The organism is Pseudoalteromonas sp. NZS37, from assembly GCF_015864265.1.
GTDB classification, from domain to species: domain Bacteria; phylum Pseudomonadota; class Gammaproteobacteria; order Enterobacterales; family Alteromonadaceae; genus Pseudoalteromonas; species Pseudoalteromonas arctica.
Map to the genome: position 1 here is coordinate 65,803 of NZ_JADYXL010000008.1, position 13,308 is coordinate 79,110.

The window sequence follows — 13,308 nt, forward strand, 5'->3', positions numbered from 1 at the left end:
GGGTTTTTAGCTATTGGGCACAAATAAAGTAAAAGCCACAGGTGTGGCTAATTAATAAAATGACTTCGCGTATCCCTTTGCTTCTTAAATGCATGCCAAGCCATACTCAGAGTTAATTTTATTTATTAAAAATTATTAAGGATATTAAGATGAATAAAAAACCTGAACTGATCATCTCATCACTCGATGCAGATAGATTATATGACTTAATGGAATCATTGCCTGCAGGTAGCTTTGCTAATAAAGAAGAATTGGAAGCTGAACTGGCACGAGCAACAATAGTCGAACCTAAAGATATGCCATCATCAGTTGTAACGATGAACTCAACTGTAAACTTTATTGTTGAGTCTTCTAAAGAAGAATTTACGTTAACCTTGGTGTACCCGAAAAACAGTGACTCTAGCGGCGATAAAATATCGATATTATCACCTGTAGGTAGCGCATTACTTGGACTAAACCAAGGCGACGAAATTGAGTGGCCTAAACCGAGTGGCGGCTTAATAAAGGTAAAAATAAAAGAAGTAACTTATCAACCAGAACGTGCTGGTGAATTACACAGATAAACACTTTATGCACTTAGTACTAAAAAATCGGTTTAAAGTAGACCCAGCCTCGGCTGGGTTTTGCTTTTTATTATAAAGCAGATTGATACTGTTTAATTTATACCTATAACTAAGTTACATACTGCGGGCATATACCCTGCGTAAATATGATAAAAAGCACATTTATTTAATAGTACGGAGTGAGCTAAACATGACTAACGTTCAACAGCATATCGGCAGCATTGCATTAGTTGTTAAGGACTACGACGATGCCATTGAGTTTTATACTCAAAAGCTCAATTTTGAGTTAGTAGAGGATACTGATTTAGGAGAGGGTAAACGCTGGGTGTTAATTTCACCTCCAAATTCAAACGGAGCTAGTTCAAATGGGACTAATTCGAGCAGGACTAATCTACTGCTTGCTAAAGCCACAACACCCGAACAGATCAGCGCTATTGGTAATCAAACGGGTGGTCGCGTTTTTTTATTTTTGCATACCAATGACTTTTGGCGAGATTATAATTTAATGCTTTCTAAAGGCGTTACATTTAACGAAAAGCCTCGAGTAGAACCCTATGGCACCGTAGTGGTTTTTGAAGACTTATATGGTACAAAATGGGATTTACTGCAGCTTAATAATTAGTACGATAAAGTGACGCTTAAACTCACGTCACTTTATTAACTAACTCTCTTACAATTGGGAATAAATCACTGGGTAGCATTCCCCTTTGCCCGTCTCGCTCACTTGCAATATCACCGGCTTTAGCATGCAGTGTTACACCATAGCGTGCTGCTTCATCAATAGTTAAACCTTGGGCAAGCAATGCCCCAATAATACCAGTGAGTACATCGCCACTGCCGCCAACGGCCAATGCCGGGTTGCCATCTTCACATACCCATGTTTGCTGGGCATTATCTATTAATGTTCCAGCCCCTTTTAATACACAAGTCGCGGTATAGCGCTTGGCGCAAAGGCGAGCATAATTAAAACGGTCTGATTCTATGTCGCTGGTGCTAACACTTAGCAGTCGAGAGGCTTCGCCGGGATGTGGAGTAAGTACGCATTGCTCTAACGTGTATGATGAAGCTTGCTTAGCCAGTAAATTAAGGGCATCTGCATCTATAACCAATGGCATTTTATTGTTTTGGCAATATTGCATTACTTCATCGAATGTTTGTTGTGCCCACTCGTCTTGCCCAAGCCCTGGGCCAATAACAACGCAGCTTGCCCACTCTAGCGCTTGATGTAAGTTATTACTGCTTACCATAAGTTCTGGTCTGCCAATACTAATAGGCGTTATTGAGCTTTCGTGTGTATACACTCTTACCATGCCAGCACCCGTTCTAAGAGCTGCTTCACTACTTAACCTAATTGCACCTGCAGTACCTTGATTGCCTCCAACACATAAAAGTTTACCGTGGCTGCCTTTGTGACTATTGATTGCCCGCGTGGCTATTCCTTTAAAGCTATTGATACAAACAAGGGTTCCTGAAGATTGAGCGATACAAGTAAACGCATCACCAATTGCTAAATCATCAAATACTAACTTACCGCTATATTGTTTACCTGCCGTCGTTGTGAGCCCTTGCTTTATACCTACAAAAGTAACGGTTGAAGTTGCTTGTACTGCGCACCCTAAAGGCTGTCCTGTATTCGCCTCAATACCTGATGGAATATCAATGCTTATTACTGGCTTACCACTGTTATTTACAGCGTTAATTATATTCGCAAAATTATCGCGTACGGTGCTATTTAGCCCAGTACCAAGGAGAGCATCAATAACTATATCGTACTCATTAAGGGCATCTTTTGTAAAATGAGAAACTTCCCCACCCGCTTCAATCCATAACTGCTGCGCTTTTGCTGCATCACCGGTTAATACTTTATTAGGCTCAGATGTGCATACCGTTACCTTTTTACCCAATTGCTTTATAAGCCTTGCAACAATATAACCATCTCCAGCATTGTTACCATGGCCAACGAGTACTAAGGTATGTTTTGCATCGAATAACTGCCATTGCTTATATACAGCTTCGCCTGCACGCTGCATTAGTGTAAATAAATCACAATGACTGTTTTTAGCCGCTAAAGCTTCATTGTCTCTTACTTGTTGTGCGGTAAATAAGGTTTTATTAAGCATAAAGGCTCCTTTACTAGGTGATACTTCACCTTATCAAATACTTATATCTAGCGGCTAGTTCTGTTGGCAATTTAACACTGCAATTTTATTTACTTAGCAAAATATCCCTAAGCCAATTTGGCTGCGACTAACATGAGCACGACTAACTTGAGCAAGGTGAGCTAATTAAAGTACAATACCGTTAATTAAAGGCTTGGCTTACTTGTAACCCAAGCCTGTTTATTTTTAGGTAGAGAAAAAAATGGCACAAACTCGCGGTAACTTATTTATTTTGTCAGCCCCTTCTGGTGCTGGTAAATCAAGCTTAATCAATGCGTTATTAAAAAAACATGCTGATATGAAAGTATCTGTATCACATACAACTCGCGCCCCTCGCCCAGGTGAAGAAAATGGCGTGCATTATCACTTTGCATCTACAGAAGAATTTAAAGCGCTTATTGCCAAAGATGACTTTTTTGAATGGGCTCAAGTATTCGATAATTACTACGGCACATCAAAGCAGGCTATTGAGTCGCAGCTTGATGCGGGTATTGATGTGTTTTTAGATATTGATTGGCAAGGCGCTCAGCAAGTGCGCAAAATTATGCCAAGCGTACAAACTATTTTTATTCTACCGCCTTCAAAAGAAGAATTAGAACAACGCTTAAATAACCGTGGCCAAGATTCGGCTGAAGTTATTGCCTCTCGTATGGCAAAAGCACAATCTGAGACATCACATTATAACGAATACGACTATGTAATTGTTAATGATGACTTTGAGAGCGCACTTGCCGACATAAAAATGATTGTAATGGCTCAGCGCTTAACACTAAAAGCGCAAGAAGATCGTCATCAAGTTTTACTAAATAGTCTGCTTAAATAATTTAAGCTTACTTAAATTAGGCTTAGGCAAGTAAAACTGATAAAAATTGAACACTGGCTATTGGCGAAAGTGGCTCCTTGGAGTAAACTACGTCTTTGCTTTTAAATTATTTTTGGAGTGCTGTGATGGCCCGCGTAACAGTTGAAGATGCAGTAGATGCAGTTGGTAATCGTTTTGACTTAATTTTAGTTGCGGCTCGTCGTGCCCGCCAAATTGCTGTTGGTGGTAAAACTCCACTAGTAGACCCTGAAAACGATAAGCCAACGGTAGTTGCTTTACGTGAAATTGAATTAGGTTTAGTTGATAGCGCTTCAATGGACTTAATTGACCGTGAAGAACAACAACACCAAGAAGCAGCAGAATTAGCTGCTGTTGCTGCCATTGTTGGTGGCAACCAATAATCGACCTCCCGGTCTGATTTAGCCAACGGCGCAGTATTTCTACTATAGCCGTTGGCAATCCTTTCATTTCATCGTATATTCGTAGCTTACCTAATTTGCTTCACTAGGGCCTGTTTATCTTTCGAGGTTAAATTTGCAGCAGTATGCTTGGTATTTAGGCAAGGCAGAGCCTATGTAGTGTGGTTATTTCCCATAAATAGGCGATAACGCAGCATAAATGCCAAACATGCGCTGCCCAAAGGGTTCTGCCTAGGGGCAATTTACTCTTTGTTGCTCGATTTTTACTTAGCCCGCTAGGCTAAAAACCTCGCGCCGCGATTAAATCGCCCCTAGATTGAACAAATTTTAATCCTGAAAGGTCAACAGGCCCTAGAACATTGGAGTGTGAATGTATCTTTTTGAAGGTCTTAAAAAGAAAATTTCAGAATACTTGCCCGCTGCTGATGTAGAGCTGGTTCAAAAATCTTACGTGGTAGCCCGAGAGGCCCATGAAGGACAAACTCGCTCAAGTGGCGAACCTTACATAACTCATCCAGTAGAAGTAACCCAAATTCTTGCAGGCATGCATCTTGATCATGAAACGCTCATGGCCGCGCTAATGCATGATGTAATTGAAGATACTGATTTTAGCCAACAAGATTTAGCCGAAATTTTTGGCGAAACTGTGGCAGAACTCGTTGAAGGTGTAAGTAAGCTCGATAAGCTCAGCTTTAAAGATAAAAAAGAATTCCAAGCTGAAAACTACCGCAAAATGATTATGGCAATGACTCAGGATATTCGAGTTATTTTAATCAAGCTTGCTGATAGAACGCACAATATGCGTACTTTAGGGGCACTGCGCCCAGATAAGCGCCGCAGAATAGCACGTGAAACGCTTGAGATTTACGCGCCAATAGCAAACCGCTTAGGTATTCACGATATTAAAAATGAGCTTGAAGACTTAGGTTTTCAAGCTTTATATCCTATGCGTCATCGCGCACTTAAATCTGAAGTAGCTAAAGCACGTGGTAATCGCAAAGAAGTTATCACTAATATCCAACATGAAATAGAAGCACGTCTTGAAGAGTCAGGCATTAAAGCGACTGTGTCAGGCCGTGAAAAACATTTATATAGTATTTATAAAAAAATGCTTAATAAAGAACTGCTATTTAACGAAGTTATGGATATTTACGCGTTTAGAATTGCAGTTGATTCTATGGATACGTGTTATCGCGTATTAGGTGTGGCTCATAGTCTTTATAAGCCTATAGAAACACGCTTTAAAGATTATATTGCTGTACCAAAAACTAATGGTTACCAATCGCTTCATACTTCATTAGTTGGCCCACACGGAATACCTGTTGAGATTCAAATTCGTACTCACGATATGGATCAGATGGCCGACAAAGGTGTAGCGGCGCACTGGATGTATAAAAAATCAGGTGATGGTGCCGGTAATACTTCGCAGCAACGTGCTCGCCAATGGATGCAAAGCTTATTAGAGCTTCAGCAAAGTGCGGGTTCATCGTTTGAATTTATTGAAAACGTAAAAACTGAGCTATTCCCAGAAGAAATTTACGTATTTACACCTGATGGTCGTATTGTTGAGCTACCAATGGGCGCTACCGCAGTCGATTTTGCGTATGCTGTTCATACTGATGTAGGCAACACTTGTGTAGGCGCTCGCGTTAATCGCAAGCCACATCCTTTAAGTAGGCCATTAGATACAGGGCAAACCATAGAGATAATAACAAGCTCAGGTGCCCACCCTAATGCAACATGGCTAAACTTTATTGTTACTGGTAAAGCACGCTTAGGTGTTCGTAATTACCTTAGAAGCCAGCATCATGAAGAGGCTATGCTTTTAGGGCGTCGTTTACTTGATTCGGCATTAGGCGAAAACAAACTAGATAGCATTGCTGATGAAAATATAGCGAGAGTACTTGAAGAGCACGAACTAACTACGCTTCTTGAATTACTTGTAGAAATTGGCTCTGGTAACTTAATGAGTATGTTAATTGCCAAGCGCTTATTGCAAAATGACAATGACGATTTAACTGATATAACAAGCCAAGCTAAAGCGACCATTATTGGTACTGAAGGCATGTTAGTGAATTACTCTAAGTGTTGCCGACCTGTACCAGGCGATGCCATTACGGCTCATATAAGCCAAGGTAAGGGCCTGACCGTTCACCGCCAAGAATGTAAAAATATTCGTGGTTGGGAAAATGAGCGCTCTAAATACTTAGTTGTAAAATGGGACGATAACCCAGAAAAAGAATATATTGCAGCTCTGAGAGTTGAAATTATTAACCATCAAGGCGCGTTAGCTAAGCTAACCAATGTTGTCGCTACAACCCAAGCCAATATTGTCGAAATTGCCACCGATGAAAAAGAAAGTAATTTATACGTGATAGATTTAGGGGTTACCGTTAAAAACCGTATCCACGTTGCTAACATTATGCGCCGCATTCGCGTTATGCCTGATGTACAAAAAGTCTATCGTAAAAAATAAAATAGGAAACACATGAATAAAGCATTTATCTCTACCGACAAAGCACCTGCAGCTATTGGCACTTACAGCCAAGCAGTTAAAGTAGGTACCGCTGTTTATTTATCTGGTCAAATTCCATTAGTTCCAGAAACGATGGAAATGATTTCAGAAGATTTTAGCGAGCAAACGCATCAAGTATTTAAAAATATTGCTGCGGTATGTGAAGAAGCAGGCGGAAAAATTCATGATTTAGTTAAAATCAATATTTACCTAACTGATCTATCTAACTTCGCCACTGTAAATGAAGTGATGAGCCAATACTTTAAACAACCTTACCCAGCGAGAGCTGCATTAGGTGTTCGTGCACTACCAAAAGGTGCACAAGTTGAAATAGACGGAATAATGGAATTACCTTCTACCAATTAAGTATTACAGGCTATAGAGCTTCTCTATAGCCTTTATTTTTCGCTCCGCACTTCGTTTTATCTGACTTCTTGACTCAAATGTAAATTTCTAGCAATCTGTAGTTGTGTTTTAAAAAACAAACTTAACTTAAGTAGTAAAAAAGGATTAACTCGTGTTTAAGCTTGCCAACAATGGAAATGTTTTACTTGATGTAAAAGAACATATTCCTCCCAGCGCTGCATTTATTTTAGAGGCTCTCGAAAAGTCAGCTTTTTGCGACTGTAAAATAGATCATGACGCTATTAATGATTTTTTTAAAAACGAAAACACACAACAAACTCTCGTTGTAGCAACAAAACACAATGCCACTTTAAATGTAACAATTAGCGACGATAAAATGCTGGCCATTGGCGAGCTAACGATTGCCCAAGGTGGAAAGTTATTAAGTTTAGAAGATGCAAAAAAACAACTCGTTAAAGCAGGCATTGTGCGTGGGTATAAACAAGCTTTTTTAGAACAGCTGCTGCAAAAACAATCTGAACACTCTGCGGGATCTGTAGTTAAAGGGATATTAGCTAAAGGTAGGCTCCCAAGCGATGGTTTAGCCACTAAACTAATAACAACCGTAGAGACTTTAAAAGACCGCTTAAAAGCGCCCAAGCTCAAAGAAGATGGCAGTGTGGACATGCGCGACTTTGGCAAGCTTGCAAGCGTAGAACCTGGCTCTGTGCTTATTCGCCAGCAACCAGCAACCCCCGGTAAAGAAGGCTTTACCGTAATAGGTGACATACTGCCCGCAAAGCCCGGAGAAAATAAACAATTAGTGGCAGGCGAAGGGACTGAAATATCAAAAATGAATCCGCTTGAGTTAGTCTCTACTATTGCTGGTGTTCCGGTTGAAATTAATAATGGTATGCGTGTCGACGATATTTTTACCATTTCAGATGTAAATGTAAAAAGCGGCCATATTGACTTTCAAGGCAGTGTTATTGTTACTCGCAATATAGACCCTGGGATGAAAGTAACTGCCAAAGGCGATATTACTATATTTGGCACAGTTGAATCAGGTGAGCTTACCGCAGGCGGAAACATCACGGTTAAACAAGGCATTATTGGCCATCAAAAAGTGGATAGTAAGTCACTTTCTTGCAAGCTAATTGCGCTAGGTGATATTCATGTATCTCACTCACAGTATTGTTATCTCGATGCAAATAATATTTTTATTGATCGCCAAACAAGCCATTGTGTAATGAAAGCTAAACGCTTACTGCAAGTAGGCCAACCAGACTTACCTAAAGGTAAAATATTTGGTGGTGAAATACTTGATGCAACAACTCTCATTGCTGGCGAAATAGGGAATGAATCAGGTGCTAAAATGATTATTAATTTAGCAGCTTCTGGTGCTGAAATAACAGCGGATACTGATAATTGCTTTAGAGACTTAGCTAAAACAGATGCACAATTAGATACGCTGCAAGCAGCGCTAGAAAAAACTGATTTAGTGAAGGATGCCGAAAAGAAGAAAATATTAATCACTAAAATTGGCGCTACTCAGAAACATTATTGTGAGCAAGCAGAGAAATTAGAAAAACGTCTTTCAAACTTAGATCATGACTTACACGATTTACTTAGCGACGCTAATTTAACGGTGAATTCTGTTTTGCATTCAGGCGTAGAGATTCATATTTTTGATAAAGTACTTAAAACAATCCGCAATTACCCTCCGTGCAACGTTAAACTTTTAAATAATAAAATTGAAATAGAGTTTAAAACACACTAAAAAATTGAGTGCTCTATTGAGCACTCAAATTAACTCACTTTTTTACAATTTAAAGTAAGCCACTTACCGTATCATAAGTTTGACTTGGCCATACACCCACTTGTACTTGGCCAATATGCTGCTTTTGTAGCAATAGCATAGCCAAGCGAGACTGCCCTATTCCACCGCCAATCGTTTGCGGAAATTTACTTTGTAGTAGCGCTTTATGCCAATCAAACTCTAAGCGGTCTTCATCTCCAGTTGTACTTAACTGCGCTTTTAAAACCTCCGGACTTACACGTATACCCATTGATGATATTTCAAATGCATTTTCAAGCACTGGGTTCCATACCAAAATATCGCCATTTAAACCCATGTATTGATCGCATGTTGGCGTAGACCAATCATCGTAATCTGGGGCTCTTACATCGTGAATTTTGCCATCTCCGAGTGCGCCACCAATACCAATTAAAAATACAGCACCATATTCTTGTGCAATGGCTTTTTCGCGTTGCTTAGCACTAAAATCAGGATACATTTTACGTAGCTCTTCACTGTGCACAAACTTAATATCGTCCGGTAAAAATGGCGTTAAACCATAAGACTCGCTTACAAAAGCTTCCGTCTCTTTTATTCCTTTATAAATAGATTGAACAGTTTGCTTTAGTGTTGCCAGCGAACGTTCTGTCGTTTCGTTAATTACTTTTTCCCAATCCCATTGATCAACATATACAGAATGAATAGGACTTAATGAATCTTCATCTGGGCGCAAAGCCTTCATTTGAGTGTAAATACCCTCACCAACACTAAAGCCATAAGTAGCCAGTGTTTTACGTTTCCACTTAGCCAGTGAATGCACCACTTCGTAGCGGCTATCTGTAATCGCTTTCACATTTACAGCAACTGCGTTTTCATGGCCGCTTAAGTTATCTTGCGTGCCGTCGCCAACCTTAGCCAAAATTGGGGCTTGAACCTCAACCAGCCCAAGTTGGGTTTCTAGTTGTTGTGAAAAAAATTGCTTAACTTTACTTATTTGCTGCTGTTGCTGCACATAGTGTGAACTCATAATAATTGGCCTCATTCCCAGTTATTGTTACTTGCTTAATTGATAAAAAACGATCTAACTAGCGTCCTTAATGAAGTTAATGTAACGATTCAAAGGATTAATTCAATATCCCATAACAAAAATAGCTTTAATATATAAAAACCATTAATTAAGTGGTATAAAAACCATATATTCGATAATTTTATGATAAAAATATAATGGAAAATTATTTAATCGATAATCTCGATAAACAGATACTTCATGCGTTAATGGCAAATGCCCGTACTGCGTACGCCGAATTAGCAAAAAGATTTAATGTAAGCGCAGGAACAATTCACGTAAGAATTGAAAAAATGAAGCAAGCAGGGATCATTACAGGCACCCAATTAACGATTAATACTAAACAGCTGGGCTACGATGTATGCTGCTTTATAGGTATTAATTTAAATAACGCACGTGATTACCCGCAAACGCTTATAAAGCTAGAAGCATTGGAGGAAGTGGTAGAGGCTTATTACACAACAGGTAACTACAGCATATTTATAAAGGTAATGACAAAGTCCATTGATCACTTACAAGATGTGCTGATTAATAAAATACAGGCAATAGAAGCAATCCAATCAACAGAAACACTTATTTCTCTACAAAACCCAATTAGCCGTACGGTAATGCCTTAACTGTAAAAATCTCGTATAATTGCCGAAAAAAGAGGATAACCATGCAGCAAACTCGCTATCAAAGAATCGAAGACGTACTTTCGCGCCGTCAAACAGACCTAACCGTGTGTTTAGAAGACGTGCACAAACACCATAACTTATCTGCAATAGTACGAAGTGCTGATGCGGTTGGTTGCCATCACGTACATGCTGTATGGCCTGAAAAGCAAAAATGGCTAACAAATAATACCTCAGGTGGCAGTAAAAACTGGCTAGAGACGCACCTACATAGAAATATTGATGATGCAGTTACTGCAATGCGTGAACGCAATCCAGAAATACAAATATTAGCGACTCATCTATCAGAAGATGCCGTTGATTTTAGAGAAGTAGATTACACCAAGCCAACGGCTATTATTGTTGGACAAGAAAAAACAGGGATCTCAGAAAAAGCTCTAGAATATGCCGATCAAAATATTATTATTCCAATGCAAGGCATGGTGCAATCACTAAATGTTTCGGTTGCTGCTGCGCTAATATTGTTTGAAGCACAGCGTCAACGTGAGCTGGCTGGTTTATATAATAGAGATATGCTGAGCGCCGAAGTTAAGCACCCACTTTACTTTGAAGGCTGCCATCCTATTATTGCTAGGCAGTGCAAACAAAAAAAATTACCCTACCCTGCACTTGATGAAAACGGCGAAATAGTCGCTGACGAGCAATTTTGGCAAGCTTTAAAACATACTTGATGGACTAAAGCTCTGTAAGTACACTTAACTTATTCACAAATAATAAGATTGATATAATTTGTCTAAACCTAGCTTAAATCAATACCCAATTACAGAGCTCAAAGGGGTCGGCCCAAAAATGGCTGAGCGTTTGTTAAAGCTAGGTATTTTAACTGTACAAGATATGCTTTTTCATTTGCCACTTCGCTATGAAGATCGCACTCGCTTATACGCGATTAGCGAGTTGTCACTGCATAGCCACGTAAGTGTTGAAGCAACAATTGAAACAAGCCAAATTACGTTTGGAAAAAGGCGCATGCTTGTTTGCCAAATCAATGATGGTACTGGCAGGCTAACACTACGATTTTTTAATTTTACCGCCGCACAAAAAAACGCATTTAGTGCAGGTAAAATAATACGTTGTTTTGGTGAAGTGCGCCGTGGCCGCGTTGGCTTTGAAATGAGTCATCCTGAATACAGCATCAGCGATACCTCTAACGAGCAGCCGGTAGCGGCCACATTAACGCCCGTTTATTCAACAACCGAAGGTTTAAAGCAACTATCGATTAGAGCTTTAAGCGAGCAAGCTATTGATTTACTAAATAAATACTCAGTAGAAGAACTACTGCCTTCACAGTGGCAGCCATCAAATATGCCACTAAGTGACGCCTTATTATTACTGCACCGCCCACCAAATGATGTTGATGTAACTGCATTAGAGCAAGGTACTCACCCTGCCCAACAACGCCTTGTATTTGAGGAGTTACTTGCTCAAAACCTCAGCTTATTAAAAGTACGAGAGCAAGGGCAACAAGTTAAAGCCGTGGCATTAAATCCGGTAAACACATTAGAAAGCCAGTTTTTAGAGCAACTTCCTTTTGCACCCACAAATGCGCAAAGCCGCGTAGTTGCTGAAATTAAAGGTGACATGCAACACGCGTATCCAATGATGCGTTTAGTGCAAGGCGATGTAGGCTCAGGTAAAACCCTAGTAGCAGCACTTAGTGCACTAACAGCCATTGCGCAGGGCTTTCAAGTAGCTTTAATGGCTCCTACTGAAATTTTATCAGAGCAACATGGCGTTAATTTTACAACGTGGTTTAATCAACTAGGTATAACCGTTGCTTGGCTTGGCGGTAAAACAAAAGGCAAAGAGCGCGTAGCAACACTTGAAAAAATAGCCTCTGGTGAGGCGCAAATGATTATTGGTACTCACGCTTTATTTCAAGATGAAGTTAAGTTTAATAACTTAGTGCTTATCGTTATCGATGAACAACACCGCTTTGGTGTCCACCAGCGTTTATCACTGCGCGAAAAGGGTAAGTTTGGTGATTGTTACCCTCATCAACTAGTTATGACCGCAACACCTATCCCGCGTACACTCGCTATGACAGCCTATGCCGACTTAGAAACCTCTGTGATTGACGAGTTACCACCTGGGCGTACGCCAATCACAACAGTAGCACTTCCAGATACTCGCAGAGACGATATTATTGCCCGCGTTAAATTAGCGTGTAACGAGCAAGGCCGCCAAGTTTACTGGGTGTGTACTCTTATTGATGAATCTGAAGTACTGCAATGCCAAGCCGCCGAAGACAGTGCACTGCAGTTAAAAGAAGCATTACCAGAGCTAAACGTAGGTTTAGTACATGGGCGAATGAAATCAGCTGAAAAACAAGCCATTATGAGCGAGTTTAAAGCAGGCAATATACATGTTTTAGTTGCCACTACGGTTATTGAAGTTGGTGTAGATGTCCCTAATGCGAGCTTAATCATTATAGAAAACCCTGAGCGCTTAGGCTTAGCACAGCTGCATCAGTTACGTGGGCGAGTTGGCCGTGGCGCTACTGCATCGCATTGCGTGCTTTTATACCACGCACCACTGTCTCATACTGCTCAAAAGCGATTAGGTGTACTACGCGATAGTAACGATGGTTTTGTGATAGCTGAGCGCGATTTAGAAATTCGTGGCCCTGGTGAAGTACTCGGTACAAAACAAACAGGGTTAGCCGAGTTTAAAATTGCCGATCTTACCCGCGATAAGCACATCCTCAACCAAGTTAGACCGATTGCACAGCAAATGCTTAAGCAACACCCAGAGGTTGTTGACCCACTAATTCAACGTTGGTTGGGTAACAAGCAAAATTACGCGCAAGCGTAACCACTCTATTTTCGATACTTTGAGTTTAGTAAGTTAATTTACTAAATTAGCTTACTAAGTTAGAGATGCTAAATTTATTCGTTAGCATTTACAAAGGCTATAAAAAAGTCAGCTCTAAACAATATAGAGCTGACT

Annotated in this window: 12 protein-coding genes; 10 read left to right on the top strand and 2 right to left on the bottom strand. The window is 40.1% G+C overall.

The genetic code is table 11. The annotated features are described in order from the left end of the window. The first annotated feature begins 149 nt into the window (after positions 1–149). Complete coding sequence (gene rnk, locus I6F47_RS15310; protein ID WP_010555031.1) at positions 150–563, top strand: nucleoside diphosphate kinase regulator; 414 nt, start codon at positions 150–152, stop codon at positions 561–563. Positions 564–753: 190 nt separating this feature from the next. After that, positions 754–1,185: a VOC family protein gene (locus I6F47_RS15315; protein WP_165722208.1), complete on the top strand. Its 432-nt coding sequence runs from the start codon at positions 754–756 to the stop codon at positions 1,183–1,185. A 22-nt stretch (positions 1,186–1,207) separates the two neighbouring features. Here the strand turns inward: I6F47_RS15315 and I6F47_RS15320 are convergent, their stop codons facing one another. Beyond that, positions 1,208–2,683 (bottom strand): NAD(P)H-hydrate dehydratase, encoded by a 1,476-nt coding sequence (locus I6F47_RS15320; protein ID WP_197184143.1) that lies wholly within the window; start codon positions 2,681–2,683, stop codon positions 1,208–1,210. A gap of 241 nt (positions 2,684–2,924) precedes the next feature. On the opposite strand from I6F47_RS15320, the gene gmk reads away from it, so the two are divergent. From gmk to I6F47_RS15345, 5 genes are all read left to right on the top strand, one after another. Continuing rightward, the gene (gene gmk / locus I6F47_RS15325) at positions 2,925–3,545 is read left to right on the top strand and encodes a guanylate kinase (protein WP_165735738.1); all 621 of its coding nucleotides are present in this window, start codon (positions 2,925–2,927) and stop codon (positions 3,543–3,545) included. Positions 3,546–3,670: 125 nt separating this feature from the next. After that, positions 3,671–3,946, top strand: a complete 276-nt coding sequence (gene rpoZ / locus I6F47_RS15330) for a DNA-directed RNA polymerase subunit omega (protein WP_007378835.1) — start codon at positions 3,671–3,673, stop codon at positions 3,944–3,946. A 388-nt stretch (positions 3,947–4,334) separates the two neighbouring features. After that, the gene (spoT, locus tag I6F47_RS15335) at positions 4,335–6,440 is read left to right on the top strand and encodes a bifunctional GTP diphosphokinase/guanosine-3',5'-bis pyrophosphate 3'-pyrophosphohydrolase (protein ID WP_007580016.1); all 2,106 of its coding nucleotides are present in this window, start codon (positions 4,335–4,337) and stop codon (positions 6,438–6,440) included. A gap of 12 nt (positions 6,441–6,452) precedes the next feature. After that, on the top strand, positions 6,453–6,845 hold the full coding sequence (locus tag I6F47_RS15340) for a RidA family protein (protein WP_007580015.1): 393 nt from the start codon (positions 6,453–6,455) through the stop codon (positions 6,843–6,845). A 151-nt stretch (positions 6,846–6,996) separates the two neighbouring features. Beyond that, positions 6,997–8,604: a DUF342 domain-containing protein gene (locus I6F47_RS15345; RefSeq protein ID WP_024589558.1), complete on the top strand. Its 1,608-nt coding sequence runs from the start codon at positions 6,997–6,999 to the stop codon at positions 8,602–8,604. A gap of 49 nt (positions 8,605–8,653) precedes the next feature. On the opposite strand, the gene asnA is transcribed toward I6F47_RS15345, so the two are convergent. Continuing rightward, positions 8,654–9,649: an aspartate--ammonia ligase gene (gene asnA, locus I6F47_RS15350; protein ID WP_165735737.1), complete on the bottom strand. Its 996-nt coding sequence runs from the start codon at positions 9,647–9,649 to the stop codon at positions 8,654–8,656. Positions 9,650–9,846: 197 nt separating this feature from the next. On the opposite strand from asnA, the gene asnC reads away from it, so the two are divergent. From asnC to recG, 3 genes are read left to right on the top strand one after another with little or no spacing between them, the layout of a single operon-like run. Beyond that, positions 9,847–10,305: a transcriptional regulator AsnC gene (gene asnC / locus I6F47_RS15355; protein WP_002958822.1), complete on the top strand. Its 459-nt coding sequence runs from the start codon at positions 9,847–9,849 to the stop codon at positions 10,303–10,305. 41 nt (positions 10,306–10,346) lie between these two features. Beyond that, a complete protein-coding gene (gene trmH / locus I6F47_RS15360; RefSeq protein ID WP_007580009.1) occupies positions 10,347–11,033 on the top strand; it encodes a tRNA (guanosine(18)-2'-O)-methyltransferase TrmH in 687 nt (228 codons plus the stop codon). A gap of 58 nt (positions 11,034–11,091) precedes the next feature. Next, on the top strand, positions 11,092–13,173 hold the full coding sequence (recG, locus tag I6F47_RS15365) for an ATP-dependent DNA helicase RecG (RefSeq protein WP_197184144.1): 2,082 nt from the start codon (positions 11,092–11,094) through the stop codon (positions 13,171–13,173). Positions 13,174–13,308 lie beyond the last annotated feature (135 nt).

Bases quoted from the DNA above. Each gene is read 5' to 3' on its own strand.
- rnk (WP_010555031.1), top strand. From the start codon at position 150: ATGAATAAAAAACCTGAACTGATCATCTCATCACTCGATGCAGATAGA.
- I6F47_RS15315 (WP_165722208.1), top strand. From the start codon at position 754: ATGACTAACGTTCAACAGCATATCGGCAGCATTGCATTAGTTGTTAAG.
- I6F47_RS15320 (WP_197184143.1), bottom strand. From the start codon at position 2,683: ATGCTTAATAAAACCTTATTTACCGCACAACAAGTAAGAGACAATGAA.
- gmk (WP_165735738.1), top strand. From the start codon at position 2,925: ATGGCACAAACTCGCGGTAACTTATTTATTTTGTCAGCCCCTTCTGGT.
- rpoZ (WP_007378835.1), top strand. From the start codon at position 3,671: ATGGCCCGCGTAACAGTTGAAGATGCAGTAGATGCAGTTGGTAATCGT.
- spoT (WP_007580016.1), top strand. From the start codon at position 4,335: ATGTATCTTTTTGAAGGTCTTAAAAAGAAAATTTCAGAATACTTGCCC.
- I6F47_RS15340 (WP_007580015.1), top strand. From the start codon at position 6,453: ATGAATAAAGCATTTATCTCTACCGACAAAGCACCTGCAGCTATTGGC.
- asnA (WP_165735737.1), bottom strand. From the start codon at position 9,649: ATGAGTTCACACTATGTGCAGCAACAGCAGCAAATAAGTAAAGTTAAG.
- asnC (WP_002958822.1), top strand. From the start codon at position 9,847: ATGGAAAATTATTTAATCGATAATCTCGATAAACAGATACTTCATGCG.
- trmH (WP_007580009.1), top strand. From the start codon at position 10,347: ATGCAGCAAACTCGCTATCAAAGAATCGAAGACGTACTTTCGCGCCGT.